We start from the raw sequence: 25586 nt of genomic DNA, 5'->3' as shown, positions 1-25586 counted from the left end.
ATCGGCCCGGGCAAAGGGGAGGCCGGGACATGGCGACGGTTCAGCCGAACGACCGCATCGTCACCCTCGATATTGTGCGCGGAGTCGCGGTGATGGGCATCCTGGCGATGAACATCGTCGCCTTCGCCATGCCGTTCCAGGCCTATATGAACCCGGCCGCCTACGGCTCCGAGAGCGCCGCGGACTATGCGTCCTGGGCGTTCAACTTCGTCTTCATCGACGGCAAGATGCGCGGCCTGTTCTCCTTCCTGTTCGGCGCCAGCATGCTGCTGGTGATCGAGCGCGCCGAGGCGTCGGGCCGCTCGCCGGCCGGGGTCCATTACCGGCGGATGATCTGGCTGCTCGTGTTCGGGCTGCTCCATTTCTACTTCGTCTGGTTCGGCGACATCCTCGCCGGCTACGCCCAGGTCGGCATGATCGCCTATCTGTTCCGCCGGCTCGAGCCGAAGACCCTGGTCGGCATCGGAATCGGCCTGGTCGTCGTCCAGACCCTGCTCTTCTCGCTGTTCGCCTTCGGCGCCTTCTTCCTCCAGGCCGCGGCGAGCGAACCGGGTGCCCCCGCCGATGTCCTGCGCCAATGGCAGGGCCTCAACAGCGAGATGGGCGTGCCGAGCCCGCAGGCGCTGGCGACCAAGATGACCATGTTCCTCGGCGCCTATGGCCCGATCGCCGCTCACCGCCTCGGCGACTGGTACGAGCCGTTCACCACCCTGTTCTTCTTCGGCTGGGAGACGCTCGCTTACTTCCTGTTCGGCATGGCTTTGCTCAAGACCGGCTTCTTCCGCGGCACCTGGGAGCCGGCGCGCTACCGAAGGCTGGTGCTGATCGGCTACGGAATCGGCATTCCGGTCTACGGGGCGCTCGCCTACGTGCTGCTGAGCGACGGGTTCAGCCTGCCGACGCTCCTCGCCTGCGCGATGGCGGCGACGGTGCCGTTCCGCCCGCTGATGGTGATCGCCACAGCCTCGCTGATCATCCTGCTCACCCGGCGGGGCGGCAGGCTGGTCGAGCGCATCGCCGCCGCCGGCCGCGCCGCCTTCACCAATTATCTCGGCACGTCGATCGTGATGACCACGCTCTTTTACGGCTACGGCGTCGGGCTTTACGGCTCGCTGACCCGCATCCAGCTGTGGCTGGTGGTCGTGGCGATGTGGGCGGTGATGCTGCTATGGTCGAAGCCGTGGCTCGACCGGTTCAGCTACGGCCCGTTCGAATGGCTGTGGCGCAGCCTGGCGCGCGGCCGCATCGAGCCGATCAGCCGCCGGCCGGCCGCTGCCGACGTTCCTGCCGAGGCTTAGCCGCGGCGGCCGAAAGCGGTCGGGCGGCGGGTCTGGAGCGGGTTGGCGCGCTGGTCGAGTAGGGCGATGGTGTGCTCGTAGAGCGGGCGCAGCTTGGCGACCTGCGGCAATATCTCGTCGGGCGGCAGCCGAGTCTCGACGCTGCGACGGGCGACCGCCTCGATCTCCTCGGCGAGCAGCGACAGCGGCATCGCGCCGAACTGCTTGGCTTCCGACTTCATCGTATGGGCGGGCAGCACCATGGCGGTGGCGTCGCGGCGGTGCATCGCCTCCTCGATCCGCGCGACCGCCTTCTCGCCGTCCTCGCGGAAATAGCCGAGGATGCGAATGAAGTTCGCGCCGAGCTCCGCCCTCACCGAAGTAAAGACCGCCCAGTCAACGATGTCGTCGTTCGCTTCGTCCAGCACCAAATAGTCCCCAGCACCAAGCCGTCCGAATATCTAGGGCGCGAACGGTAAATGGGTCGTTGACGCGACCCTACTTATCGTACGGGTTGCGGGTCGATCTGAGGTTCAGTCGCACCGGCACCGCGCCGAAGCCGAGCTCCTTGCGGAGGCCGTTGATCAGGTACCGGCGATAGCTGTCGGGGAGCTGGTCGGTGCGGGTGCCGAACACGACGAAGGTCGGCGGCCGATTGCTCGTCTGGGTGATGTAGCGAAGCTTGATCCGCTTGCCGCCGGGCGCCGGCGGCGGGTTCTTCTCCACCGCCGCCTCAAACCAGCGGTTGAGCTCGCCGGTCGGGACTCGCCGAGACCACGCCTCGCGCACCTCGAAGGCGGCCGCGAGCAGCTGGTCGAGCCCCTTGCCGGTCGCCGCCGATACGGTGAGCAACGGAACGCCGCGGATCTGTGACAGCCCCTCCTCGAGCGCAGCACGGATGCCGTTGTAGAGGGCGCTGCCGCCCTCGGCGACGTCCCACTTGTTGATCGCGATGACGAGAGCGCGGCCCTCCTGGAGCGCGGAGTCGGCGATGCGCAAATCCTGCGCCTCGAGGCCGAGCGTGGCGTCGAGCAGCAGCACGACGACCTCTGCGAAGTCGACCGCTCGGCGCGCGTCGGCGACCGCGAGCTTCTCGAGCTTGTCCTGGACCTTCGCCTTCTTGCGCATCCCGGCGGTGTCGATCAGCCGCACCCGCCGTTCGCTTCCGTCGGGCCCCTTCCACAGCCAGTCGATCGCGATCGAATCGCGGGTGATGCCGGCCTCAGGACCGGTGAGCAGCCGCTCTTCCGAGAGGATCCGGTTGATCAGGGTCGACTTGCCGGCATTGGGCCGGCCGACAATGGCGAGCTTGAGCGGGCCGGTGCCGTCCTCGTCCTCGGGCTCTTCCCCCTCCGGCCGGTCGAAATGGGGCAGCAGCTGCTCGAACAGGTCGCCCATGCCCTCGCCATGCTCGGCGCTGAGCGCGATCGGCTCGCCGAGGCCCAGGGCATAGGCGTCGAGAATACCGCTCTGCGCGGCATTGCCCTCGGCCTTGTTGACGGCGAGGATGATCGGGACGGTCTCGCTGCGCAGCCAGCGGGCGATCTCCTCGTCGAGCGGGGTCACTCCCGCGCGGCCGTCGATCACGAACAGGACGGCGTCGGCGTCGCGCACTGCCGCCATGGTCTGGGCGCGCATTCGGCCCGGAAGCGTCTCCGGGTCCTCCTCCTCATAGCCGGCGGTGTCGATGACGGTGAAGTCGAGCCCGATCAGGCTCGCCTCGCCCTCGCGCCGGTCGCGGGTCACGCCCGGCCGGTCGTCGACCAGCGCGAGGCGCTTGCCCACCAGCCGGTTGAACAGGGTCGACTTGCCGACATTCGGCCGGCCGACGATCGCGAGAGTTGGAAGCGCCATAGCGGCGCGAGGTGGCGGTTAGGTCCCGGCAGGTCAAGGCGTAAGGGGCGCACCCCGCCGAGGGCGCCCCTTTGTTTTACCGCCAGGCTGTCAGCATGCCCATGTCGTCGAGCGTGTACATCGTCCCGTCGGCCACCACCGGCGGCAGCGAGAAGGGCGTGGTGCCGCTGATCGTCTGGACGATGGCGCCGTCGGCCGGGTTGGCGAAGACGATATTGCCCGTCGAGCTCAGCAGCACCAGGCGCCCACCGGCGAGGACCGGGCCGCGCCAGAAGATCTGGCCCTGCCCGGGCCGCACGGTGACCTGGCCGGTCCGGCTGTTCTCGCTGCGTCGCTCCGGCTCGCGGAAGCCCTGCAGCTGCGAGATCCAGCGGATTCGGCCCGAGCCGCGGGCGACGGCGAGCAGCTGCGCGCGGTCGGTGACCACGAACACCCAGTCTCCCGACACCCAAGGCGTGGAGATGCCGGCGATGTTGAGCTCCCAGGCGCGCTGGCCGGTGACCAGCTCGACCGCGACCATTCGGCCGCCCTGGCCGACCGCGAACACGCGGCCATTGTCGATCACCGGGTCGGCGTCGATGTCGCTCAGATTGCCGACGATGGTGCTGACGCCGGTACGCGCGAGCGCGTCCTGCCACACCACCTGGCCGTTCTCGTAGCGATAGGCGGTGAGCTCGCCCGACGAGAAACCGGCCACCACCGTGCTCTGCGAGAAGGCCGGCGCGGCGGTGCCGAACACGCCCGCCAGCTCGACCGCGCCGGTGCCGTTCCACTGAGTGGCGCCAGTGTCCTGGCGAAGCGCGAAGATCTGGTTGTCCTGGGTGATCACGTAGACGCTGCCGGCGGCAATGGTCGGCGCGCCGCGCAGCGGCCCAGCCGGGCGGACGATCCACACCTGCCCGCCGGTATTGGCGTCGAGCGCGGCGGCGTAGCCGGCCCCGTTGGTCACGTAGAGGCGGCCGTTGTCATAGCTGACGCCGCCGCCGAACAGGGTCTCGCTGCTCGCCTGCTCGCCGCGCACCTGGGTCTGCCACACCTGCTGGCCGTTGGCGGCGCTGAACGCCCGAACCGTGGCGCGGGTGTCGATCGTGAACACCTTGCCGTCGGCGACGACCGGCTCCGCGGCGAGCCGCGCTTGCGGGCCGCTGCCGGTGCCGATGCTCACCCGCCACGCCTGGGTCGGAGCGGCGCCGAAGGCGACATGAGTCATCGACTTGGCCGCGTTGCCGCCCGGCTGCGGCCAGTCGCGGTTGGCGACCGGGCCCGGCACGACCACCGGCACCTGCGCCAGCGCCGGGTCGACCTCGGCCGTCGTCTCGGTGCTGAGCACGGCGGTGCGCTCGCCGAGCGTCGGCGTGGTCGGGCCGCGCCCGCGGTCAAGCACGCCGCAGCCGGCCAGCAGGCCCACCATCGCAACCGATACAATTACTCGCTTCATTGGGAGGCGTCCCTCGCTGCCACGTCGTTCCCCTGTGTCGCTGCACCCTGTGCCGCTGCGCCCGGCGCTCCCGCGCCGGCGCTGGCTTGGACCGCTTGCTCGATGCTCGGGTCGAGCTGCACCGCGTCGACCCCGAGCGCGCTCGCCATCTGGATCGCGCGCGACTTGATGCTTTCCGGAACGCCGGGGTCGCGCGCCATCGCCGACAGGATCTGCGCCGCCTGCGGGAAGCGCTGCTGGCGGATCAGTGCGACGGCGACCATCTCGCCGGTCGTGCCGAGCCAGGGATTGCCGGCCCGGGCATAGCCCTGCAGCCGCTGCACCACCTGGGCCGGCGGAAGCTGGTCATATTCGAGCTGAGTCTGGCGGATCAGAGCGGCGTCACGATAGGGCTGCGGCGCATTCTCGTCGCCGGCGATGCTGCCCAGAGTCGCGATCGCGGCCGGAATGGCGTTCGTCTGGATCTGCGCATTGGCGCGCAGGAACAGCGCCGAATAGCGATAGGCGGCGCGGTCGCTCGCGGCGAGCTCGTCGATCGCCGCGGAGGCGCCGCGCGCATTGTTGGCGTCGAGCTGCTCGATCACCTGGACGAGCTTCTGCGAGCCTTCGCCGGCCTGCGCGGCCTGGCGCTGGTTCCACCAGATCGCACCGCCGGTCGCGGCGAGCAGAAGCACCGCGCCGCCGATGATCCACCAGCCGTAACGGGTGAAGATGCTGCTGAGCTGCTCGCGGCGCAGCTCCTCGTCGACTTCACGCAGGAAGGCATCGTCGTCTCTTGGCTTGACCGCCAAAGTCATTCTCCGAAGTGCGGATGAAGGCGCCGCCTGTCCAACCCGCGTGGTAACCCCGTTGCCGGCGGCCGGGCGGTTCTTACCGGCAAGACTGCGCCAACGGAAGATGAATCCCTAAAAGCCAATCAAGGCATCTTCTGGGCTTGCGCCTTTCATCAGCCTGAACCCGCCGCGGTCAGGCCTTGGGGCGGTAGATCTGGCCCTCGCCGGGGAAGCTGCGCGCCGTCACTTCGGCCGCATAGGCCTCGGCCGCCTGGCTGATCTCGCCGGCGAGGTCGCCGAACTTGCGCACGAAGCGCGGGGTGCGCTCGAACAGTCCGAGCATGTCCTCGGTGACCAGGATCTGGCCGTCGCACTGGGCCGAGGCGCCGATGCCGATGGTCGGGCAGGCGACCGTCCTGGTCGCCTCGACCGCAATCTCCTCCATCACCCCTTCGAGGACGAGCAGGAAGCAGCCGGCCTCGGCGACGGCGCGCGCGTCGGCGAGGATCTTGGCCGCCTCGGCATCGTCGCGGCCGCGCGCCCGGTAGCCGCCCAGCGCGTTCACCGCCTGCGGGGTGAGCCCGACATGGCCGATCACCGGGATTCCGCGCGCGCTGAGGAACGCGACCGTCTCGGCCATCGCCTCGCCGCCTTCCAGCTTCACCGCCGCTGCGCCGGTCTCCTTGAGGATTCGCGAGGCATTGCGGAACGCCTGCTCGGGGCTCTCCTCATAGGAGCCGAACGGCATGTCGACCGCGACCAGGGCATGCCACGACCCGCGCACCACCGCGGCGCCATGGTTGCACATCATGTCGAGGGTCACCGGCACCGTCGACGGCAGGCCGTAGATGACCTGGCCGAGGCTGTCGCCGACCAGCAGCAGGTCGCAATGCGGATCGAGCAGCTGGGCGAAGCGCATCGTATAGGCGGTGAGCGCGACGATCGGAGCGCCGCCCTTGCGGTCGCGCAGGGCGGGAACGGTGAGGCGCTTGCCGGGCGTCGGCTGCGGGTTGGCGCGGCTCGTCGAGCTGTCGATCGTGTAGGTGGACATGCGCAACGATTAGCCCCTGCGACGATGCTTGGCAAAAGCCGCGACGTCGTGCGTTGTCCCGGCCATGAAGCATCAGGCGAATCTGTTCGGGCAAGCGGCACCCGGGTTACCGGAGGGGCTGGTCTACCGCCTTGCCTTCCTGAGCGCGGAGGAGGAAGCGGGGCTGACCGAACGCATCGCCGCCCTGCCCTTCGCGCCGTTCCAGTTCCACGGCTTCGAGGGCAACCGCCGCACCGTTTCGTTCGGAATGGAATACAGGTTCGACGGAAGCGGGCTGAAGCAGGCCGAGCCGTTCCCCGACTGGCTGCTCCCCGTCCGCGACCGGGCCGCCGAACTGGCGAGGGTGGCGCCGGATGCCTTCGTCCACGCCCTCATCATCGAATATGCGCCGGGCGCCGGCATCGGCTGGCATCGTGACCGACCCGTCTTCGGCGACGTCGTCGGCGTGTCGCTCGGCGCTCCGGCGCCGCTGCGCTTCCGCCTCAGAGACGGCGCGAAGTGGCGCCGCTTCACCCTGTCCGCCGAACCGCGCTCCGCCTATCTGCTGCGCGGGCCGGCGCGCACCGAATGGGAGCACAGCATCGCCGCGGTGAACGCGCTGCGCTACTCGATCACCCTGCGGACGCTGCGCGCTACTTGAGGATCATCACGCCGGCGTCGCCCTGGCGCCGGATCACCTCGACCGTCACGTCGTCATGGCTTCGGCGCAGGTTGACGTCGAGGCGCGAGCCGGCGACCTCAATGTCGCGCAGCGTGATCGCGTCGACGATCGGCGGAAGCACCGGATAATGGAGCTTGAGGCAGGCCTCCTTCTGGTCGATCTCGAGGCCCGCTGCGGCGGCGGCGAGCGCGAACGGCGCGGCGGCCGCCCAGGCCTGCGGCGCGCACGCCACCGGATAAGCGGTGAAGCCGCGGCCGCGGCGGCGCGAGAAGCCGCAGAACAGCTCGGGCAGGCGCGAGAATTCGTCATAGGTCGCGGCCTCGACCAGGCCTTGGAAGATCCGCGCCGCCTGCGCCTTGTAGCCGTAGCGGGCGAGGCCCATCGCGATCAGCGCGTTGTCGTGCGGCCACACCGAGCCGTTATGGTAGGACATCGGGTTGTAGCGCGGCTCGCGGTTGGCGATGGTGCGGATGCCCCAGCCGGTGAAGAAGGGCCGGTCCATGAACAAAGCGGCGAGGCGCTCGGCGCGCTCCGGGCTGGCGATCCCGGTGAACAGCGCGTGCCCGGCATTGGACGACAGGATCCGGCACGGTTGCTTGCGGCCGTCGAGCGCCAGCGCGTAACAGCCCAGATCCTCCAGCCAGAATTGCTCCTCGAACTGCCGGCGTAGCCGGTCGGCCTGCTCCCTGAGCCGGAGCGAGCGTTCGCCGTCGCTAAGCGCATCGGCGATATCGGCGGCGGCGAGGCGGGCGGCATAGGCATAGGCCTGAACCTCGCACAAGGCGATCGGCCCCTCGGCCAGCGATCCGTCGGCGTGGAAGATCGAATCGTGGCTGTCCTTCCAGCCCTGGTTGGCGAGACCGCGCTCGGTGAGGCGGTGATATTCGACGAAGCCGTCGCCGTCGCTGTCGCCATGCTGGTCGAGCCAGTCCAACGCCGCCTCGATGTTCGGCCAGATCGCACGGATCGTGTCGAGGTCGCCGGTGCGCTGGAGATAGGCGCCGGCCAGCATCACGAACAAAGGCGTCGCGTCGACCGTGCCGTAATAACGGCGGAACGGGACCTCGCCCAACGCGGCCATCTCGCCGCCGCGCATCTCGTGGATGATCTTGCCGGGCTCGGCGTCGGCGGCGGGATCGACGTCGGTCGCCTGGGTCAGCGCAAGCGCGCGCAGAACGCCCTTGGCGATGTCCGGCGCGGCCCACAGCAGCTGAAGCGCGGTGATGATCCCGTCGCGGCCGAAGATCGTGCTGTACCAGGGAATGCCGGCATAGGGATAAAGGCCATATTCCGTCTCGGTCAGCAGCATATCGATGTCGGCGGCGGCTCGGTTGAACACCGCGTTGACCAGCTGGTTGGACGAGGACACGCTGTGCAGCCGCGCCGCTCGGGCGCGGCTGGCGCGGCGGGTCGTGCGATAGGCCCGGGCGAAGCCGCTCGGCCGCGCGCTCGGCCGGCCGTCGGAATCGCAGGTTGTGCGAACGTAGATCGACGCGCGGTCGCGCTCGGCCAGGTCGAGCTGCCAGTGCGCCGACTGCACCGTCAGCCGCTCGGGCGCCGGGTCGAACTGGAGCGTCGTGCGCCGCTCCACTCCGTCGAGGCCCCGATAGACGAAACGCAGGCTCCGTCCGTCGACCCTCTCGGCCCGCATCTGGCCGCGCTGCTCGCGCACTTCTCCGCGCACCTCGAACAGGTCGGCGAAGTCGGCGCCGATGTGGAGGTCGACCGGGACCGGCCCAGGCAGCGGGTCGAAGCGGCGAATGGTGATCCGGTCGTGGCACGAATTGCCGCACAGGAACTTGGTCCGACCGACGTGGAGGCTGTCGCGCTGCACCCAGACCTTGCCCTCGGCGTCGTGCAGGTCGGCGTTGGTCATGTCGACCGACAGCGCGCTGTTGTTGTCGAGCAGAACCGAGCTCAGCAGCATCGGCGCGAGGCCGCCGAGGCGCAACTCGAGCAACGACAGGAACCGGGTGTCGCGGAAGAACAGGCCGTCGGGAGCGCCCTGGACTCCGACGCAGTCGCCCTGGCGATCGAACACCCCGAAGAGATCGTCATTCTTGAGCGTGCGCAGCGGCCGGTCGACGAGCGACTTGGTCGCCTCGATATGATAGACTTCCGGCTGGCCCGGTGGGGAATGCCAGTCGGCGAGGCGGGATAGCTCGTTCATTCGGCCTCAGGCGACGAGAGTGATCGGCCTGGCACCCGACATCTGGCGGCCGGCAGGCGCGGCAAGACCCTCATAGATGCGCAGATAGTCGCGGGCCATACGTTTGGCGGTGAACCGTTCCTCGAAGCAGTCGCGAACGCCCGCGCGCGGAAGAGCGCGAACCGCTTTTGCCGCCGCCACCGCCTCGTCGATGGACGACACCAGCCAGCCCGAGCGGCCATGGTCGATCACTTCCGGAGTCGAGCCGTTGCGCCAGGCGATGACCGGCGTCGCTGCCGCCATCGCCTCGATCATCACCAGCCCGAACGGTTCCGGCCAGTCGACCGGAAAGAGCATGGCCGCGGCATCGCCGAGGAAGCGGGGCTTGTCCGCATCGCCGATCTCGCCGACGAACTCGATCGTCGGGTCGCCGAGCAGCGGCTCGATCACATCCCGGAAATAGTCCGTGTCGGCGCGGTCGATCTTCGCCGCGATCTTGAGCCTCATGCCGGCCTGTCGCGCGATCTCGATCGCCCGGTCCGGCCGCTTTTCCGGCGATATGCGGCCGATGAAGGCGAGATAGCCGCCCGCGCCGTCGCCGGGGGCGATCTGGCTTTCGGGCAGCCCATGATAGACCGTTCCGATGAAATTGGCGTCGGCGATGGGCGCGCGCTGCGCGTCGGAGATCGACACCAGCTTCATCTCCGGGAAGGTTCGGTAGGCAGGCCAGAAATCCGGCATGTCCTGGCGGCCGTGCAAGGTCGTCAGGCACCGGCCCGCACGCTCCCGGAACATCGGGAAATGCAGCATGTCGACGTGGAAATGGAGGATGTCGAAGCGGTCGGCGCTGCGCTGCACCCGATCGAGCATCGCCAGCGTGGAGGCGACATGATCGTTGATGCCGGCGAGCCGCAGCCCGCGCTCGACGCAGGGCACCAGCCGTGCCGAAGTCGTCGAATCGCCGCTGGCGAACAAGGTGACATCATGGCCGAGGTCGACGAGCGCCTCGGTCAGCCACGACACCACGCGTTCGGTGCCGCCATAAAGGCGCGGAGGAACCGCCTCGGCAAGCGGGGCAATCTGGGCGATACGCAACGACACGGCTCCTTGATGCGGGCCGCGCGGAAATCGCGGGTCCCGCGCATCAATGGGGGCGCCGCGGCCATGGTTCCCCGAACGCGACGAAACGAAAGCGCCCGCCGGACGAATCCGGCGGGCGCTGCCCCTCTCCCTCGCTGGAAGCTCCGAGAGCGGTTGCGAGGCAGGTGGAATCACCTGCCGGCCCGGCAACCGCGTCCGCAAAAGGATTTAACGATAGAAGATGTGCAGGCCGATCTTGGTGACGCGGTTGAGGCGGCGGCCCCAGCTCGGCGAGACATAATCGGCGTGATACCACAGGCAGTCCTCGGTCAGCCGGTCGCTGACCCCGTCCTGGGCGATTCGGGCGATCGCCACGGCGCGGCGCCATGCGGCGGAATCGCGGTTGGCGTTCGGGATTCGGCCGGTCGCGTTGACGAACGAGAATTGCCAGGGCTGCTCGACGACGCCGCACAGGGTCGACGGGTAGCGCCCCGAAGCGGCGCGGTTCATGACGACCTCGGCGACCGCGAGCTGGCCCTCGAGCGATTCCCCACGCGCCTCGAAATAGACGGCGCTGGCCAGGCAATCCTGTTCCTGGTTGTCGGTCTCGACGCGCTCATAGGCGAAGACCTGCTCGTCGAGCGGGCGGCTGCGCATCGTGTCGGCGAGGGTCGGAACCATCTGGGTGCCGGCCTGAACGGCGGCCGGAATGACGTTCGCCTGAAGCGGCGCAGCGGTGATTCCGCCGGAAAAAAGCAAAGCGGCGGCGATGCCCGCGCCACGGACTATACGATTCATCTGATTTGAGCTTCCCAAACTTGCCAGGCACAAGGGGGGCCACGGCGCGAAACGCGCTCTTTCGGCTCAACCCGTCCTGTTGTTGCCCATGAGCCGCCGCCCGCGCCTTTTGGCTTGCGGGATTCGCGTTCGGCTCGATCCAAGGGTAGCGCCGGACCCCTTCGGTCCCACTCGGCGCTGCCCGCTCTTCGCTATCTGCGAGAGGGCAAATGCCGATCGGACCTCGTAATTACAACAGGGGTTAGTGAGAGACTCGTTGAGTCGAGCCGAGGCGTGCGATGAGTTGAGGAACCTTTTGCCTTCGACGGCTAAGTTATTTCAACTCGCCGATATTCTGGCTCATCTCGCCGGTGCTTGAATCCACCGGCGCGACAAGCCTGACCTGGGCGCTGGGAACCCAGCCCGAATCGCACGGTCCTTCATAATCTCTTCGCGCCGGCACCGGCGCGGACACGCCGCAGGCGCGGCTCGCCTGGCCCGAGCGGTCATAGACGACCCCGAGCCAGCGCTGGTCGAGCGAGCGGCTGCAGATGAAGAAGGTGGAGCCGGACGGCAGCCGCCCGGTCTGCCCGGCCGGCTCGAACGGCGCCGCCCGCACCTGGATCGCCCCGTCGACCGCGCGCTCGCGCACTTCGCCGATCGAATTGCACGCGGAGAAATTCGGCCCGAGCTCGCCGACGCGAACCGGCGTCACGTTGCCCGCAAGCAGATTGCCGTCCTCCGGCGCCCGCTCGTAGCGCGGCGTCGTCGAGCCGTAGGAGGCGTTGCGGTCTTGCGGCTCGCCGCATCCCGCGAGGAGCAGCGGGACGAGAGCAGGTGCGAAACGAAGGGCCATGGAGATCATCTAGAACGGGCGGCGCCCAGCGGCTAGAGGCCGGCCATGGCTTACTGGCTGATGAAATCCGAACCCGAGGCGTATAGCTGGGACGACCTCGTCCGCGACGGCGGCACCGAATGGGACGGCGTGCGCAACAACGCCGCGACCCTCAACCTCAAGGCGATGAAGGCCGGCGACCGCGCCTTCCTCTACCACAGCGTCAGCGACAAGGCGGTGGTCGGAATCATGGAGATCACGCGCGAGGCGCAGCCGGACCCGAAGGCGAAGCCCGGCGAGCGCTGGGTCTCGGTCCGGGTCGAGCCGGTCGAAAAGCTGCCGCGCCCCGTCACCCTCGCCGAGATCAAGGCCGAGCCACGCCTCGCCGACATCGAGCTCATCCGCCAGTCCCGCCTCTCCATCGCCCCGATCCGCGGCAGCGAATGGACGCTCATCCAGGAGATGGCTCAGGCCAGCTGAGCGGCGGCCGGTCCCAGTGACTGGCGGACGTCGAACATCTCGGCCCAGGGATCGGGTTTCTTCGCAATCAGGCCCGGCACGGTGCGCAGGTTGAACGCCTTGGGGTCGAGCCCCGGCGCCACCTCTTCCCATTCGATCGGCAGCGACACGGGAGCCCCCGCGCGTGCGCGCGTGGAATAAGGGCCGACCGCGGTCGAGGTCGGGTCGTTGCGCAGATAGTCGATGAAGATGCGGCCCTCGCGCTCGGCCTTTGAGATTCGCGCGAGGTAGAGGTCGGGCCGCTCCTCCGACATGCGCTCGGCGAGCCCCTTGGCGAACGTCTTGGCCTCGCGCCATTCCGCGTCGGGGAGGATCGGCACGACGACGTGGAGGCCCTTGCCGCCGGTGGTCTTGGCGAAGCTCCGAAGGCCCAGCGCATCGAGCCGGTCGCGCACGTCGAGCGCCGCCGCGACCACCGAGTCGAAGCCGAGCCCCTCGGCGGGGTCGAGGTCGAAGATGATCCGGTCCGGCCGGTCCGGCCGTTCGACGGTCACGCCCCACGGGTGAAGCTCGAGCGTGCCCATCTGCACCACCGCGACCAGCCCGGCCTCGTCGTCGATATAGAGGTAAGGCTCGTCGAAGCCGGGGATCGTCACCTCCTTCAATTGCGGCAGCACGCCCGAGCCCGCATGGCGCTGGTAGAAGCATTTCTTCTCCGCCCCCGTCGGGCAGCGCACCAGGGTGATCGGCCGCCGCGCGATGTGCGGCAGAATTCGGTCCGCGACGGCGAGGTAATAATCGGCCAGCTCGCTCTTGGTGACTCCCTGCTCCGCCCACAGCACCTTGTCGGGGCTGCTCAGGCGGACGCCGAGAAGGTCGCGCGCGTCGCTCATGCCATCTCCTCCAGCATCGAAAGCGGCGCCGCCGGCGCGAGCTGCTCCATCCGGCATTGCTCCGGCGCCTTGTCCGGCCGCCAGCGCAGGAACGAGGTGCCGTGTCGGAAGCGGCGCCCGGTGACCTGGTCGAAGCGCACCTCGGCGACGAGCTCGGGCCGGAGCGGATGCCACTCGCCCGACCGCTCGGTCGACCAGCGGCTCGGCCCGCCCGGCGCCGCGCCGGTGAAGCCGGGCGGTTCGACCAAGGCCTCCAGCCTCTTCGTCAGTTCCGCCCGGTCCGGCATGTTGGAGGTGAAGCCGACATGGTTGAGCAGCCCCGCCTCGTCGTAGAGGCCGAGCAGCAGCGACCCGACCTCGCGCTTGCCCTTGGCATAGCGGAATCCGCCGACCACGCAGTCCGCGCTGCGCAGGCATTTGACCTTAAGCATCGCCCGCTCGCCCGGCCGGTACGGGTCCTCCGCCCGCTTGGCGATCACCCCGTCGAGCGCCGAGCCCGCGCCCTTGAGCCAGCCCTGCGCAGTCTCGCGGTCCTCGGTGAAGGGCGACAGCATCAGGTCGCCGCTCCCCACCCGCGAATGAAACCCCTCCAGCACCTCCCGCCTCCGGGCGAGCGGCGAGTCGAGCAGGCTCTCGCCGTCCATCGCGAGGCAATCGAACAGCAGGATCCGCGCCGGGGTCTCCCGCGCCAGCCGAGCGACCCGGCTCGCCGCCGGATGAAGCCGCATCTGAAGCGCGTCGAACGACAGATTACCGCCCGACACGATCACCATCTCGCCGTCGATCACGAAGCGGTCGCCGGGAAGCCCGCGGACCAATTCGACCAGCTCCGGGAAATAGCGCCCGAGCGGCTTCAGCCCCTTCGACTGAAGCTCGACCTCCTCCCCGTCGCGAAACGCCAGCACTCGAAACCCATCCCATTTCGGCTCGAACCGCCAGCCCTCGCCCTCCGGCAGCGCCTCGACCGGCTTCGCCTCCATCGGCGGCAGCGGCGGGCGGACGGGGAGACCGGCGAAAGCCATGGCCGCGAAACGTGGTGCCGGGGGCGGCGTTCCCGGCGCGCAACTGCCAGCCTCGAAGGACGTCAGCTCCGGGAGGCCTGCGCCGTCAGGATCCGATCGGCCCAGGCCTGGCCCAGTGCCTGCGCCACCTCGCCCTCGTTCGGCGTGGCGCGGCCCATCTCGATGGTCGCGAACATGGTGTCCCGCCACACGATTGCCTCCGCGGCGCAGTCGAACGCCAGCAGGCGGGTGGTGGTGCGCGTGCCGGCCCGGTTGAGCGACAGCAGGCCGTGCCGTTCGGACGACCCTTCGTCGAGCGCAGCGAGGACGAGATCGGCGCGCGCGCCGCGGCAGACCTGGCGGAAGGCGGCGGCCTGCTCGCCCTCGGTCAACTGGCCGAGGCTGGCCGGCAGGTTCGACGCGCCAAGGATTCGGCCGACCTCGACCGGCGACACCACCGTTCGGCCGTTGCCCTGAAGACGCTCGGCAAGGCGCACCTCGCGCGTTCCGCCCGGCCAGATCGCCAGCCTTTGCGCCACACGCAGGGGAGTGGGCGGCACCGTCTCCCGTTCGCTCGCCGAACCGAAGCCGATCCCGACGCTGCCGCCGCTGGTGAGGTGGACCACGTTCATCGCGCCATAGGCGTAGCTCGCGGCGCTCAGCCCCATGCCGACGAGCGGCAGCGCCGCGCAGCCGCCCAGCAGGCACAGCCCCGCCAGCCCGCCGATTCCGAACCCGATCTTCGCCACCATCGGCCCCTCCCCCGCAGCTGCGCGCGACACAGGACGTCGCCGCTGAGGTTCGGATCAATAGGCCTTCAACGGCCGCGGTGCGGCTCAATCGAATCCGGATCGGAGCAAAGTCCGACCCAAGACGCGCCCGCGGAACGTGCCGGATTGGAAAGACTTGGCGGCCACGCGGCCGAAGCGGTCAGCGTGGGTTTGCGAAGCGCTCAGCCAGCGTCAGTGTGACCCGGATTTGCTGAGTCAGGTCGTGCTCGGCGCCGTTGATGCGCTCGCTTGCAGCGAGCGCTTGGCGAAGCACCGGAACTGCGTCCGAATAGCGGCCCTGGTTGACGTAGAGCAGGGCGAGACTTCCAAGCGCGTCGAGATAGGCGGGGTCGCTGGACTGCCCGTTCCGCTCGAAAGCCGCGACGCGTTCCACACGTTCCGCCTCGGTAGCGTTCACAGCCGCCGGTGAGGGTTGAGCAGGAGCGGCCGCTGGCGACCCGAGCACCGCCAGGATCGCACCCGCGCAGGCGAGCCTGCACTTGCCAATTGCCGACTTCATGCCTGCCCCCCTAACGTCGAGCGCGAACCCTACACGCTCCCGCCGCGCTGGAAAGCGCAGCGTGCGCTCAGGCCGCCTCGGCCTTCCGGCTCTGCCGCTTGCGCTCATGCGGATCGAGGAAGCGCTTCCTGATCCGAACCACCTTCGGGGTCACCTCGACCAGCTCGTCGTCCTGGATGTAGGCGATCGCCTGCTCCAGGGTCATCCGCCGCGGCGGGGTCAGGCGGATGCCCTCGTCCTTGCCCGACGCGCGGAAGTTGGTGAGCTGCTTGGACTTCAGCGGGTTGACCTCGAGGTCCTGCGGCTTGGCGTTCTCGCCGATCACCATGCCCTCGTAGAGCTTGTCGCCGGGCGAGATGAACATCACGCCGCGCTCCTCCAGAGCGTTGAGCGCATAGGCGACCGCCTCGCCCTGCTCCATCGAGATCAGGACGCCGTTCTGGCGGCCCGAGATCGGGCCCTTGTAGGGGCCGTATTTCTCGAACAGCCGGTTCATGATGCCGGTGCCGCGCGTGTCGGACAGGAACTCGCCATGATAGCCGATCAGGCCGCGCGACGGCGCGCTGAAGGTGAGGCGGGTCTTGCCTCCGCCCGACGGGCGCATGTCGGTCATCTCGGCCTTGCGGAGGCTCATCTTCTCGACGACCGTTCCCGAATGCTCGTCGTCGACGTCGATGACGACCGTCTCATACGGCTCCTCGCGGCCATTGGGGCCGTCGCGAAACAGCACTCGCGGCCGCGAGATGGAAAGCTCGAAGCCTTCGCGGCGCATCGTCTCGATGAGCACGCCGAGCTGCAGCTCGCCGCGGCCGGCGACCTCATAGGCGTCGCTGGTCGGGCTGACGGTCACCCGGATGGCGACGTTGGTTTCCGCTTCCTTTTCGAGGCGGTCGCGGATGACTCGGCTCTGCACCTTGTCGCCGTCCTTGCCGGCATAAGGGCTGTCGTTCACGCCGAAGCTCATCGCCAGGGTCGGCGGGTCGATCGGCCGCGCTCGGATCGGCTGGGTCATGCCCGGCTCGGCGATGGTGTTGGACACCGTCGCCTTGGTGAGCCCGGCGATGGCGACGATGTCCCCCGCCTGGGCGCTCTCGACCGGAACCCGCTCGAGGCCGCGGAACGCGAACACCTTGGTGGCTCGGCCCGCCTCGACCTCGTTGCCGTCGACGTCCAGCGCCTTGATCGGCATGTTGATGTCGAGCTTGCCGCTCTCGATGCGGCCGGTGAGGATCCGGCCGAGGAAGTTGTCGCGGTCGAGAAGCGTCGCGAGCATCTTGAACGGGCCGTCGACCGGGAGGCCCGGCGCCGGGACGTGCTCGACGATCTTCTCGAACAGCGGAATGAGGTCGCCGGAGCGGACGTCGTCGGTGAGGCCGGCATAGCCGTTGCGGCCCGACGCGTAGAGGACCGGGAAATCGAGTTGCTCGTCATTGGCGTCGAGGCTGAGGAAAAGCTCGAAACATTCGTCCAACACTTCCGCGGCGCGCGCGTCGGGGCGGTCGATCTTGTTCACCACGACGATCGGCTTCAAGCCCAGCCCGAGCGCCTTGCCCGTCACGAACTTGGTCTGCGGCATCGGGCCTTCCGCGGCGTCGACCAGCAGGATCACGCCGTCGACCATGCTCAGGATGCGCTCCACCTCGGCGCCGAAGTCGGCGTGGCCCGGCGTGTCGACGATATTGATCCGCACGGATTCGCCGCCGCTCGGCGGGGTCCACTCGACGCTGGTGCACTTGGCCAGGATGGTGATCCCGCGCTCTTTCTCCAGGTCGTTGGAATCCATCGCCCTTTCCTCCACGCGCTGGTTGTCGCGGAAGGTTCCGGACTGCCGGAACAGCTGGTCGACAAGGGTCGTCTTGCCGTGATCGACGTGGGCGATGATCGCCACGTTGCGGAGGCTCATGCGGATATAACTCGATTGGAGGGGCGCAGGTTGCGGGCGCGCCACATAACAATGATGCTGCGCCGCAACAAGAGCGGACGCGGATTCCGCCCGGCGGCAATGGTCTCGGCAGCTTAGCGCACCGTTAACCTCGTCCCGCTATCCCGGCAGCGGAGGAATGTCCGTGGTCAGCTTCAAGATCCAACGCCCAGACTCGCCGAACGACCGGTCGGAACCGCTGCACCCCAACCGCGTGCGCAGCCCGCGGCGCCGCGTGGTCGTCGAAGGCACCTTCCAGTCGCTGACCGGCACCTACCGTATCGCGATCAAGAACCTGTCCTGCACCGGCGCGCTGATCCAGTGCGGCCAGCCGCTGCAGGTCGGCAAGGAAGGCGTGCTCCAGGGCGCGCATATCGACCAATTCTGCCGAATCGTGTGGACCGACGGCACGCATTACGGCCTCCAGTTCGACGAGCCCCTGGCGATGGACGTGGTGCTGGAGCTCCACCGCATCACCGGCGACGACGTCCAGCGCGCCGCGTCGAAGGCGGCGGAGGATTGGTGGCGCAATCAGGCGCCCTGATCCGCATCCGTCAGGACGCGACGACCCGCAGTCCGGGGTTGCGCGAACGCTGCACCAGGGGGGCCACGCCAGGCGCCCGCCCCGGTCCCGGCTGAACGTTTAGCACGCCCGACAAGTCGAGGCCGGCGCCGGCCATCAGCAACGTCGCCTCGGACAGGCTGCGCACGCCGAGCTTGGCCATGATGCGCGCGCGATGCATCTCGACGGTGCGCACGCTGATGCCGAGCTGGTGAGCCGCGCATTTGTTGGCCTTGCCCGCGACCAGCGCCAGCAGCACGTCGAATTCGCGGGTGGTGAGCCTGGTGACCCGGTCCCGGGCGAACTGGCGCGATTGGTCCGCTTCGATCGCGCGCTGGAGCTTGCCCCACAGCGGCGCGAGCGCGGCGGCGAGCTGGGCCCGGGTCGCCGGCTTGCACAGGAAATCGGCGGCGCCGCGCTTCATCGCGTCGACGGCGATGGCGAGGCTTCCGGCATGGCCGAGACCGATGACCGGCCAGCCCGGCGCGCGGGTCGCGAGCGCGTCGAGCGTGCTCATCGCCGGAAGGCAGCTGGTGAAATCGAGCAACACGCAGCCGGGCGCCAGCCGATCGACGATCGCGATCAATTCGGCGCCGCTGCCCAGCGGCCAGGCTTCGGCGCCGATAGCTGCAAGATGGGCGACGAGCACCTTGCGGTCGTCGCTGTCGCCGCCGACGATATAGACTCTGCGATGGTGGGACATACGCAACTCCCCGCCCGGCCCCACTACACCGGAGCCGCGACCGCAGATGTCCGGGATAAAATACTTATCCACAACCTGCGAAAAATACTGTTGATGTCCGTTATGATCGCCGCGGGCGGCACGGCGGCCATCCTGGTGGCGCTCGCGGTCTGGATGGCCGGCGCGGTTGGCAGCATTATTACGGCCAGTAGAATCCCGATCTAATCCTTGGCCGCCGTTAACCATATTTTCACCAGTTCATAGGGCGGCGGAGCGGCCTCGGTCGGGCGCTCCATCACTGGGCAAACATAATGTACGAGCAGTTCCTGTTTGGCGGCAGGGCGATGACTTCCGTCGATCAAGACGGGCGCATGATCCTCCCCGCTTTCGTTACCGGTGTGCTTGATCGGCGCGGTTCGGCGCGCACGATCTGCTTTGGAGTCCATGAGCGCGACTCCTGCCTCCACGCTTATGACGAAAGCTATCACCGCGCCCTGTTCGCGGAGATCGAGCGGCGCCGGATCAGCGATGAGGCCGCCGGCCGCACCGCTGCCGATCACCATTCGCGCCTGCGCCGCGTGTTCGGCTTCGTCGAGCAGGCGAGCGTCGCCGACGACGGCGGCATCGTCCTGCCGCCGCTGCTTCGCCGCAAGGCGATGATCAAGCGCGCCGCTCTGGTCGTCGGAGTCGGCGGCAGCTTCGAGATCTGGAGCCCGCGGGTGGCGCGCGACGCCGCCGACCCGCTGGTGCGCGAGCTTGCCGACTTGCGCGGCCAGGCCGCCGCGCCGGACGACGGGATGCTTGCGGCATGAAGCTCAAGTGCTGGATTTCCGGCCACGCCCGCGCCGAGACCCTCGTCTACAATTCGGGCTTCTTCTTCGGCCGCTGCAGCCATTGCCGCGCCGACCTCATCCGCACCGGCAGGGGCGCCTGGCAGGATGTCCCGGAGGGCCACGCAGTGGCGTGGAAGCCCGGCAACCGCCACAGCCATTCCCTGCCCGCCGACTTCACCGGCCTGCTTCCGGTCGCGATCGGCGAGACCAAGAAGCGGGCGCAGCTGCCCGCCACCCAGGACCGCTTCTTCTCGTGGAGCCGAGCGCTGGTCGGAAGGATGCCGCGACGCTGGCGCGGCCGGCGCGCCACGGCGAGCGCCCCCGCCATTCCCGACGAGGTCGAGGAAAAGCCGCTTCCCGCTCTGCTCGTGGCGGCCCTCCTGGTCGGCGCGAGCATGCGGCTGCTGCTGGCACCGCGCCGCCGCTAGAGGCGAACAGCCGGCCCGCGCGCAGTTGACGGCTGCTGCGCCACCGCCCACCACGTCCCTGGGGGGAATGTTGGGGAAGGGTGTCGATGACCAGGCTCTACGACAGCCGCAAGCGCATCCTGGTCACCGGCGGCGCGGGCTTCCTCGGCTCGCATCTGTGCGACCGCCTGCTCGCCGACGGCCATGAGGTGCTGTGCGTCGACAACTTGTTCACCGGCACCAAGCGCAACATCGAGCATCTCGCCGGCGACCCCCGCTTCGAGTTCATGCGCCACGACATCACCTTCCCGCTCTCGGTGGAAGTGGACGAGATCTACAATCTCGCCTGTCCGGCCTCGCCGATCCATTACCAGCACGACCCGGTCCAGACGACCAAGACCAGCGTCATCGGCGCGATCAACATGCTGGGGCTGGCCAAGCGGCTCGGCTGCCGAATCCTCCAGGCCTCGACCAGCGAGATTTACGGCGACCCCCAGGTCCATCCGCAGCGCGAGGATTATTGGGGCAACGTCAACCCGATCGGTCTTCGCTCCTGTTATGACGAAGGCAAGCGCTGCGCCGAGACCCTGTTCTTCGACTATCACCGCCAGCACGGCCTCGACATCAAGGTCGCGCGAATCTTCAACACCTACGGACCGCGCATGCACCACGCCGACGGCCGAGTGGTGTCGAATTTCATCGTCGCGGCGCTCACCGGCGTTGCAATCACGATCTACGGGGACGGAGCGCAGAGCCGGAGCTTTTGCTACGTCGACGACCTGATCGACGGGCTGGTCCGCCTCATGGCCACTCCCCCCGGGTTCACCGGGCCGGTCAATCTCGGCAATCCCAACGAGGTCACCATGGGCGAGCTCGCGGAGAAAGTGGTGAGCCACGCCGAATCGGCGAGCCCCCTGCTTCATGCGCCTCTGCCGCCGGACGACCCCCGCCAGCGCCAGCCTGACATCGCGCTCGCCCGCGAATTGCTTCACTGGCAGCCGAAGGTCGATCTCGACCACGGCCTCGGGCGGACCATCGCCTATTTCCGCAAGCGGCTCGCCGACCTCGATCACCCGCGGGACGCGGCCATCCTCGACTTGGCGACTCGGCGCCAGCCCGCCGGCTAGCGTCGATCCGCCGCGGCTCAAGATCGGGATTTGAGCGTTACGCGGGCGGAACTGTTCAATTGTGCGGGAGCGCCCATGCCGTCCAGCCATCGCCGGGAGATCATCGAGACCCTGCTCATCGCCATTGGGATTATCGGCTTGGCGTTGCTGCTGTGGTTCATGCGCGGGTTGCTGATCCTCGTCTTCGGCGCGATCCTGCTGGCGGTCATCCTGCGCATCATCGCGCGGCCGTTCAAGGAACGGCTCGGCCTGCCCGACAAGCTCGCCTTGCTGGTCGCGGTGGCGCTGGTCGCCGGCGTCTTCGCGCTCGCCTTCGTCCTATTCGGGCAGGAAATCGCGCGCCAGTGGGAGACTCTGCGCCAATCGATTCCATCCGCCTGGCAGGGTGTGCTCCAGCGGCTGGAGGGCTACGGCTTTGCCGAGCCGCTGCGCCAGTGGCTGCAGTCGGTCGGCAGCGGCGGCCAAGGCGTGTTGTCGAGCATGACCCGCTTCCTCGTCTCGTTCTCCAACGCGATCGTCGACACGCTGCTGGTCATCTTCGGCGGCATCTATCTGGCCGCAGACCCCACCCTCTACCGACGCGGCATCGCCAAGCTGCTGCCCGAGGCGGCGCGCCCGAGGCTCACCGAAGCGCTGGACGATTGCTACGGGGCGTTGCGGCTGTGGCTGCTCGGCCGGCTGACCTCGATGCTGCTCGTCGGCCTGCTCACCGGCCTCGGCCTGTGGGCGCTTGGCATGCCTGCCGCGCTCACCCTCGGCATCACCGCCGGAATCTTGGATTTTGTCCCCTTCGTCGGCCCGATCGTCGCCGCGATTCCGGCGGTGCTGCTCGCCTTGGCGACCAGCCCGACCATGGCCCTGTGGGTCGTCCTTCTCTACCTGGTCATCCAGCAGATCGAGGGCAACATCATCACCCCGCTGGTCCAGAAGCGCGCGGTGGAGCTGCCCCCCGCCCTCCTGCTCTTCTCGCTGGTCGCGCTCGGCCTAATATTCGGCGCGCTCGGAGTGATTCTCGCCGAGCCCTTGACGGTGGTCCTCTACGTGCTGGTCAAGCGCCTCTACGTGATCGACGCGCTCGACACGCCGACCCACATCCCGGGCGAGAACAACGGGAGCTGAGCCGCCGCGCGCTCAGGCGGCGAGGCCGATCTGGTTCCGCCCGGCGGCCTTGGCCCGGTAGAGCGCCTCGTCGGCCCGGCGGTAGAGCTTCTCGCGCGACATCTTGGGCTCGACCGGAACGACGCCCGCGCTGACCGTGACCCAGATCGCCTGGCCGTCCGGCGAGCGGATCAGCTGGCTCGCCAGCGTCGTGCGCAGCCGGTCGCAGACCATCACCGCATGGTCGAAGCTCGCGCCCTTAAGGAAGATTCCGAACTCCTCGCCGCCGAGCCGGCCAACCAGGTCGTCGTCGCGCACCACCAGCCGCGCGATGCGCGCGAATTCCTCCAGCACATGGTCGCCGGCGGAATGGCCGTGGGAGTCGTTGACCTTCTTGAAATGGTCGATGTCGAACAAGGCGAAGCAGGCGCGCGGCGCGTCGCCATGGCTGCGCAGGACCGCATCGACGCCGCTGAAGAAGCCGCGGCGGTTGAGCAGACCGGTGAGCGGGTCGGTCTCGGCCTGACGGACCAGCTCCTGCTCGCGTCCCCGGCGGTGGCTGACGTCGCGCAGTGCGCTGACCAGCCCGTGCGGCTGCCCGGCCTCGTCGACGATCGCCTGGATGCTCGCTTCCACCCACGTCACCGATCCGTCGGCGGCGACCACTCGGTGCTCGATGATGTGAACCTGGCCGGGCGCGCTGAACGCAGAAGCATGGGCGCCGACGACGAGGCCGCGATCGGCGGGAAAGACGAACTCGCTCGCTTTCTGCCCGAGCATCTCGTCGGGAATGTAGCCCGCGAGCGTCTCCACCGATTTGGAGACGAAGCGCATGCGGCCCTCGACGTCGAGGTTGATCACGATGTCGGAGGAATGTTCGGCGAGCAGTCGGTAGCGCCCTTCGCTCTCGCGCAGGCGACCGAGGAGCGCGGTGCGCTGGCTGAGGTCGGCGGCGACCGGAAGCGAGATCATCACCAGCACCGCGACATAGAATTGCAGGAACTGGAGGCGGTCACCGGGGGTGCCGTCGATGAAGTGCATCGGCGTCGCGCCCTGCCCGGTCGAAATGACCCCGGCGGCGGCGATGATGACGACGCTGAGCGTGCCGCCGAACGCGCCGATTCGGAACAGCGCCACGATCAGCGGGAGCGTCGGCAGGAACAGCAGCGGCAGCCGGTTCTGGGAGAAGACGACGACGGATGTGGCGAGAACGCCGGTCAGGATCAGCACCGCCTCGGTTGCGCTGGCGGCCGTCAGGCTCCGGATCCAGCGCCTTAGGTCGCCGCCCAGGACGAACACGAACAACGGCGTGAAGGCGAGCGCGCCGAGCGCATGGCCGACAAACCACCGCAGGCAGTTGGCGGCGAAGTCGACGCCTGGCACGGTCAGCGCGACCGTCGCGCCGCCCAGCGGGGCCGTGACCAGTGGAGCGACGATTCCGACGCTGAAGATGAAGGCGAAGACCCCGCCGAGTGTCTCGAGCGGGCGCGGGCTCGGGCTGAGGCGTCGCAGCAGCAGCGCGCCGACAACCGATTCGCCCAGGTTGATCAGCATGAACGGAAGGGCCGCGGCGATGCCGGTCCCCAGGGTTGCGGTCGCGACGAAGCTGGCGATGCCGCAGGCGATCAGGCTGCTTCGCCACTCCCGGCGCGGGCGCAGCTGCAGCTCGGCAACCAGGAAGGCGTTGGCGACCCAGATCCAGGCGACGCCGCCGCCGAAGCGCGTGGTCGCGATCGTCGCCGCGGCGACGACGAAATAAATCAGACCGATGAGGAACGGCCGGGTCAACGGATGTGACGAGGAAAGCATCTTCCAACTGCTAATAGCCTCGGCAGGTTAAGCTTTTGTCGACGGCGCGGACGTTTGGATGATACGCGTGCGCGCCCTTTGCCAAGCCGTATTCTTGAGCTAAAACACCTCCCGGAAAACGTTGCGTTCAGAAACCACTTGCACGTGCTACAAATGTAGCGCACGCTACAGATGTAGCGAGGTGATTCGATGCTGAACAACCTACCGCCGCGCGAGCGGCAGATCGTGGACATCCTCTACTTGCGCGGCGAGGCGACGGTCGGCGACGTGATCGACGCGCTCCCCGACGCGCTCAGCGCCTCGGCAGTGCGGGCGATGCTGACCCGGCTCAAGGCCAAAGGCTTCGTTCGGCGGCGCCAGACTGAGCGCGGCTTCGTCTATGCGCCTGCGGTCGCGGAATCCAAGGCCAAGCAATCGGCGCTCAGCCAGGTCGTCCGGGTGTTCTTCGGCGGCTCCGCGGCCGGTGCGGCGAGCGCGCTGCTCGGAATGAGCGACGAGATGGACGACAAGGAGCTCGACGAGCTCGAGCGCCTGATCGCGGAAGCACGCACCAAGGCACCAGGGGGGCAGCGCAAATGACCGAGAGCTGGACCGTCCTTTTCATCGAGATCGCGTGGAAATCGCTGGTGGCGAGCGGCGCCGCGCTCGCGCTGCTCGCCTTGCTGCGCACCCGCTCGGCCGCCGAGCGCGCCTGCGTCGCCCATTTCGGCATGGCGGCGGTGCTGCTCGTGCCGCTGGTGGTGCTCGCCGGGCCGACGCTCGAAGTGCCGCTGCTTGCGGCCGAGGAAGCCGCGCCGATCGCCGCGGCTCCAGCGCTCGTACAGATGGCGCAGCCCGTCCCGGCCGCGGCCGCCGCCGAGCCCGCCGCGCAAGCCTGGTGGAGCGGCGATGCCAGCCTGCTCCTCGCCTATGGCCTCCCCGCCGCCCTGATGCTGCTCGTGACCCTGGTCGCCATCCTTCGCCTGTTCGCCCTGCGCGGCCGGTCCAGCGTGATCGTCCAGCCGGGCTGGCTCAGCGCGCTCGCCCACGCCCAGCGGCGCATGGGGTTCAAGCACGGCACAGCATTGCTGGTCAGCGAGGAACTCGCGTCACCGGTGAGCTGGGGCGTGCTGCGCCCGGTCATCCTGCTCAGCGAGGATGCGGTCGAGTCGCCCGGCGACGCCGAGGCGATCATCGCCCACGAGCTCGCCCATGTCGCTCGGCTCGACTGGCTTAACCTACTGGTCGCGCGAATCACCACCGCGCTGTTCTGGTTCAACCCGCTGGTGTGGATGCTGGCGCGGCGCGGCCACCAATTGCGCGAGGAAGCGGCCGACGACGCGGTGCTTCGCGCCGACGTTCCGAACACCGATTATGCAGCGCTTCTGGTCGGCTGCGCCCGCCACGAGGGCAGCGGAATGCTTCTCGCCGCCAACGGCGTCGCGCCGGGCAAGGGATCGCTGAGCATCCGCGTGCGCCGAATCCTCGACCAGGCGGCACCGCGCAGCCCGGCGCGGGTTGCCTGGGCCGGCGGATGCGCCGCGGTCGCGCTCGTCGTCGCCGCCCCGCTCGCCGCCTTCACCCCGGTCGCGCCCCAGGCTCCGGCCGCTCCAGCGGCACCCGTGGCGGT

The 25586-nt window shown here is 68.7% G+C and carries 26 protein-coding genes; 10 read left to right on the top strand and 16 right to left on the bottom strand.

Annotated elements, in window-relative coordinates:
* The first annotated feature begins 29 nt into the window (after positions 1–29).
* Entirely contained in the window at positions 30–1298 is a 1269-nt protein-coding gene (locus tag G7B71_RS12600) for a DUF418 domain-containing protein (RefSeq protein ID WP_166041410.1), read from the top strand.
* On the opposite strand, the gene G7B71_RS12595 is transcribed toward G7B71_RS12600, so the two are convergent.
* The 5 genes from G7B71_RS12595 to panB all read right to left on the bottom strand — a co-directional run bounded on the left by G7B71_RS12595 (position 1295) and on the right by panB (position 6393).
* A complete protein-coding gene (locus G7B71_RS12595) occupies positions 1295–1702 on the bottom strand; it encodes an Hpt domain-containing protein (protein ID WP_166041429.1) in 408 nt (135 codons plus the stop codon). The two genes, G7B71_RS12600 and G7B71_RS12595, sit on opposite strands and share 4 nt — an antisense overlap.
* A 73-nt stretch (positions 1703–1775) precedes the next feature.
* Positions 1776–3131, bottom strand: coding sequence for a ribosome biogenesis GTPase Der (gene der, locus G7B71_RS12590; RefSeq protein WP_166041408.1), 1356 nt, complete (start codon positions 3129–3131; stop codon positions 1776–1778).
* Between the two features lie 76 nt (positions 3132–3207).
* Positions 3208–4569 carry a PQQ-binding-like beta-propeller repeat protein gene (locus G7B71_RS12585; RefSeq protein ID WP_166041407.1) on the bottom strand — a complete coding sequence of 454 codons (1362 nt, stop codon included), beginning with the start codon at positions 4567–4569 and terminating at the stop codon, positions 3208–3210.
* On the bottom strand, positions 4566–5360 hold the full coding sequence (locus G7B71_RS12580) for a tetratricopeptide repeat protein (protein WP_166041405.1): 795 nt from the start codon (positions 5358–5360) through the stop codon (positions 4566–4568). The genes G7B71_RS12585 and G7B71_RS12580 overlap by 4 nt, the downstream gene beginning before the upstream one ends.
* Positions 5361–5535: 175 nt before the next feature.
* Positions 5536–6393 (bottom strand): 3-methyl-2-oxobutanoate hydroxymethyltransferase, encoded by an 858-nt coding sequence (gene panB, locus G7B71_RS12575; RefSeq protein WP_166041403.1) that lies wholly within the window; start codon positions 6391–6393, stop codon positions 5536–5538.
* A gap of 64 nt (positions 6394–6457) precedes the next feature.
* Between panB and G7B71_RS12570 the strand changes: the two genes are divergently transcribed.
* The gene (locus G7B71_RS12570) at positions 6458–7033 is read left to right on the top strand and encodes an alpha-ketoglutarate-dependent dioxygenase AlkB (RefSeq protein WP_166041401.1); all 576 of its coding nucleotides are present in this window, start codon (positions 6458–6460) and stop codon (positions 7031–7033) included.
* Here G7B71_RS12570 and G7B71_RS12565 read toward each other — a convergent pair.
* From G7B71_RS12565 to G7B71_RS12550, 4 genes are all read right to left on the bottom strand, one after another.
* Positions 7026–9224: an amylo-alpha-1,6-glucosidase gene (locus G7B71_RS12565; protein ID WP_166041399.1), complete on the bottom strand. Its 2199-nt coding sequence runs from the start codon at positions 9222–9224 to the stop codon at positions 7026–7028. The genes G7B71_RS12570 and G7B71_RS12565 overlap by 8 nt on opposite strands.
* Positions 9225–9230: 6 nt before the next feature.
* Positions 9231–10298 (bottom strand): glycosyltransferase family 4 protein, encoded by a 1068-nt coding sequence (locus G7B71_RS12560; RefSeq protein WP_166041397.1) that lies wholly within the window; start codon positions 10296–10298, stop codon positions 9231–9233.
* 213 nt (positions 10299–10511) lie between these two features.
* Entirely contained in the window at positions 10512–11081 is a 570-nt protein-coding gene (locus tag G7B71_RS12555) for a cell wall hydrolase (protein ID WP_166041395.1), read from the bottom strand.
* A gap of 313 nt (positions 11082–11394) precedes the next feature.
* Entirely contained in the window at positions 11395–11916 is a 522-nt protein-coding gene (locus G7B71_RS12550; protein ID WP_166041393.1) for a hypothetical protein, read from the bottom strand.
* A gap of 45 nt (positions 11917–11961) precedes the next feature.
* On the opposite strand from G7B71_RS12550, the gene G7B71_RS12545 reads away from it, so the two are divergent.
* Entirely contained in the window at positions 11962–12375 is a 414-nt protein-coding gene (locus tag G7B71_RS12545) for an EVE domain-containing protein (RefSeq protein WP_166041391.1), read from the top strand.
* On the opposite strand, the gene ligD is transcribed toward G7B71_RS12545, so the two are convergent.
* The 5 genes from ligD to typA form a co-directional block, all read right to left on the bottom strand.
* The gene (gene ligD, locus G7B71_RS12540; protein WP_166041389.1) at positions 12363–13247 is read right to left on the bottom strand and encodes a non-homologous end-joining DNA ligase; all 885 of its coding nucleotides are present in this window, start codon (positions 13245–13247) and stop codon (positions 12363–12365) included. The genes G7B71_RS12545 and ligD overlap by 13 nt on opposite strands.
* The gene (locus G7B71_RS12535; RefSeq protein ID WP_166041387.1) at positions 13244–14269 is read right to left on the bottom strand and encodes an ATP-dependent DNA ligase; all 1026 of its coding nucleotides are present in this window, start codon (positions 14267–14269) and stop codon (positions 13244–13246) included. The genes ligD and G7B71_RS12535 overlap by 4 nt, the downstream gene beginning before the upstream one ends.
* A 62-nt stretch (positions 14270–14331) precedes the next feature.
* Positions 14332–15000, bottom strand: coding sequence for a hypothetical protein (locus tag G7B71_RS12530; RefSeq protein ID WP_166041385.1), 669 nt, complete (start codon positions 14998–15000; stop codon positions 14332–14334).
* 178 nt (positions 15001–15178) lie between these two features.
* Positions 15179–15538 (bottom strand): tetratricopeptide repeat protein, encoded by a 360-nt coding sequence (locus G7B71_RS12525; RefSeq protein WP_166041382.1) that lies wholly within the window; start codon positions 15536–15538, stop codon positions 15179–15181.
* A 67-nt stretch (positions 15539–15605) separates the two neighbouring features.
* A complete protein-coding gene (gene typA, locus G7B71_RS12520) occupies positions 15606–17441 on the bottom strand; it encodes a translational GTPase TypA (protein ID WP_166041380.1) in 1836 nt (611 codons plus the stop codon).
* 157 nt (positions 17442–17598) lie between these two features.
* Between typA and G7B71_RS12515 the strand changes: the two genes are divergently transcribed.
* Positions 17599–18003 carry a PilZ domain-containing protein gene (locus G7B71_RS12515; RefSeq protein ID WP_166041378.1) on the top strand — a complete coding sequence of 135 codons (405 nt, stop codon included), beginning with the start codon at positions 17599–17601 and terminating at the stop codon, positions 18001–18003.
* 10 nt (positions 18004–18013) lie between these two features.
* Here G7B71_RS12515 and G7B71_RS12510 read toward each other — a convergent pair whose 3' ends face one another.
* A complete protein-coding gene (locus G7B71_RS12510; protein ID WP_166041376.1) occupies positions 18014–18724 on the bottom strand; it encodes a LuxR C-terminal-related transcriptional regulator in 711 nt (236 codons plus the stop codon).
* Positions 18725–19074: 350 nt separating this feature from the next.
* Here G7B71_RS12510 and G7B71_RS12505 point away from each other — a divergent pair, with 350 nt between their 5' ends.
* From G7B71_RS12505 to G7B71_RS12490, 4 genes are all read left to right on the top strand, one after another.
* On the top strand, positions 19075–19515 hold the full coding sequence (locus tag G7B71_RS12505) for a hypothetical protein (protein WP_166041374.1): 441 nt from the start codon (positions 19075–19077) through the stop codon (positions 19513–19515).
* Positions 19512–19964, top strand: a complete 453-nt coding sequence (locus G7B71_RS12500) for a hypothetical protein (protein ID WP_166041372.1) — start codon at positions 19512–19514, stop codon at positions 19962–19964. Before G7B71_RS12505 ends, G7B71_RS12500 begins: the two co-directional genes overlap by 4 nt.
* An 86-nt stretch (positions 19965–20050) precedes the next feature.
* Positions 20051–21070, top strand: a complete 1020-nt coding sequence (locus G7B71_RS12495; RefSeq protein WP_166041370.1) for a UDP-glucuronic acid decarboxylase family protein — start codon at positions 20051–20053, stop codon at positions 21068–21070.
* Positions 21071–21145: 75 nt separating this feature from the next.
* Positions 21146–22189, top strand: a complete 1044-nt coding sequence (locus G7B71_RS12490) for an AI-2E family transporter (RefSeq protein ID WP_166041368.1) — start codon at positions 21146–21148, stop codon at positions 22187–22189.
* Positions 22190–22201: 12 nt separating this feature from the next.
* On the opposite strand, the gene G7B71_RS12485 is transcribed toward G7B71_RS12490, so the two are convergent.
* Entirely contained in the window at positions 22202–23977 is a 1776-nt protein-coding gene (locus G7B71_RS12485) for a sensor domain-containing diguanylate cyclase (RefSeq protein ID WP_166041366.1), read from the bottom strand.
* 189 nt (positions 23978–24166) lie between these two features.
* On the opposite strand from G7B71_RS12485, the gene G7B71_RS12480 reads away from it, so the two are divergent.
* Together G7B71_RS12480 and G7B71_RS12475 are read left to right on the top strand one after the other, a co-directional pair.
* Positions 24167–24556 carry a BlaI/MecI/CopY family transcriptional regulator gene (locus G7B71_RS12480; RefSeq protein ID WP_166041364.1) on the top strand — a complete coding sequence of 130 codons (390 nt, stop codon included), beginning with the start codon at positions 24167–24169 and terminating at the stop codon, positions 24554–24556.
* On the top strand, positions 24553–25586 hold a 1034-nt coding region (locus G7B71_RS12475), incomplete at its 3' end, for a M56 family metallopeptidase (RefSeq protein WP_166041363.1). The genes G7B71_RS12480 and G7B71_RS12475, both read left to right, overlap by 4 nt.

The organism is Sphingosinicella sp. YJ22, from assembly GCF_011320075.1.
Classification (GTDB): domain Bacteria; phylum Pseudomonadota; class Alphaproteobacteria; order Sphingomonadales; family Sphingomonadaceae; genus Allosphingosinicella.
The sequence above is the reverse complement of the archived record's forward strand: the minus strand, read 5'-3'. Positions and strand labels throughout refer to the sequence as shown.

What these genes read in the sequence shown, in the direction of transcription:
- G7B71_RS12530 (WP_166041385.1), bottom strand. Translation starts at nt 15,000, where the DNA reads ATGGTGGCGAAGATCGGGTTCGGAATCGGCGGGCTGGCGGGGCTGTGC.
- G7B71_RS12600 (WP_166041410.1), top strand. Translation starts at nt 30, where the DNA reads ATGGCGACGGTTCAGCCGAACGACCGCATCGTCACCCTCGATATTGTG.
- G7B71_RS12510 (WP_166041376.1), bottom strand. Translation starts at nt 18,724, where the DNA reads ATGTCCCACCATCGCAGAGTCTATATCGTCGGCGGCGACAGCGACGAC.
- panB (WP_166041403.1), bottom strand. Translation starts at nt 6,393, where the DNA reads ATGTCCACCTACACGATCGACAGCTCGACGAGCCGCGCCAACCCGCAG.
- G7B71_RS12585 (WP_166041407.1), bottom strand. Translation starts at nt 4,569, where the DNA reads ATGAAGCGAGTAATTGTATCGGTTGCGATGGTGGGCCTGCTGGCCGGC.
- G7B71_RS12485 (WP_166041366.1), bottom strand. Translation starts at nt 23,977, where the DNA reads ATGCTTTCCTCGTCACATCCGTTGACCCGGCCGTTCCTCATCGGTCTG.
- G7B71_RS12550 (WP_166041393.1), bottom strand. Translation starts at nt 11,916, where the DNA reads ATGGCCCTTCGTTTCGCACCTGCTCTCGTCCCGCTGCTCCTCGCGGGA.
- G7B71_RS12535 (WP_166041387.1), bottom strand. Translation starts at nt 14,269, where the DNA reads ATGGCTTTCGCCGGTCTCCCCGTCCGCCCGCCGCTGCCGCCGATGGAG.
- G7B71_RS12565 (WP_166041399.1), bottom strand. Translation starts at nt 9,224, where the DNA reads ATGAACGAGCTATCCCGCCTCGCCGACTGGCATTCCCCACCGGGCCAG.
- G7B71_RS12555 (WP_166041395.1), bottom strand. Translation starts at nt 11,081, where the DNA reads ATGAATCGTATAGTCCGTGGCGCGGGCATCGCCGCCGCTTTGCTTTTT.
- G7B71_RS12525 (WP_166041382.1), bottom strand. Translation starts at nt 15,538, where the DNA reads ATGAAGTCGGCAATTGGCAAGTGCAGGCTCGCCTGCGCGGGTGCGATC.
- G7B71_RS12545 (WP_166041391.1), top strand. Translation starts at nt 11,962, where the DNA reads ATGGCTTACTGGCTGATGAAATCCGAACCCGAGGCGTATAGCTGGGAC.
- G7B71_RS12480 (WP_166041364.1), top strand. Translation starts at nt 24,167, where the DNA reads ATGCTGAACAACCTACCGCCGCGCGAGCGGCAGATCGTGGACATCCTC.
- der (WP_166041408.1), bottom strand. Translation starts at nt 3,131, where the DNA reads ATGGCGCTTCCAACTCTCGCGATCGTCGGCCGGCCGAATGTCGGCAAG.
- G7B71_RS12490 (WP_166041368.1), top strand. Translation starts at nt 21,146, where the DNA reads ATGCCGTCCAGCCATCGCCGGGAGATCATCGAGACCCTGCTCATCGCC.
- ligD (WP_166041389.1), bottom strand. Translation starts at nt 13,247, where the DNA reads ATGAGCGACGCGCGCGACCTTCTCGGCGTCCGCCTGAGCAGCCCCGAC.
- typA (WP_166041380.1), bottom strand. Translation starts at nt 17,441, where the DNA reads ATGAGCCTCCGCAACGTGGCGATCATCGCCCACGTCGATCACGGCAAG.
- G7B71_RS12505 (WP_166041374.1), top strand. Translation starts at nt 19,075, where the DNA reads ATGATCCTCCCCGCTTTCGTTACCGGTGTGCTTGATCGGCGCGGTTCG.
- G7B71_RS12500 (WP_166041372.1), top strand. Translation starts at nt 19,512, where the DNA reads ATGAAGCTCAAGTGCTGGATTTCCGGCCACGCCCGCGCCGAGACCCTC.
- G7B71_RS12515 (WP_166041378.1), top strand. Translation starts at nt 17,599, where the DNA reads ATGTCCGTGGTCAGCTTCAAGATCCAACGCCCAGACTCGCCGAACGAC.
- G7B71_RS12570 (WP_166041401.1), top strand. Translation starts at nt 6,458, where the DNA reads ATGAAGCATCAGGCGAATCTGTTCGGGCAAGCGGCACCCGGGTTACCG.
- G7B71_RS12495 (WP_166041370.1), top strand. Translation starts at nt 20,051, where the DNA reads ATGACCAGGCTCTACGACAGCCGCAAGCGCATCCTGGTCACCGGCGGC.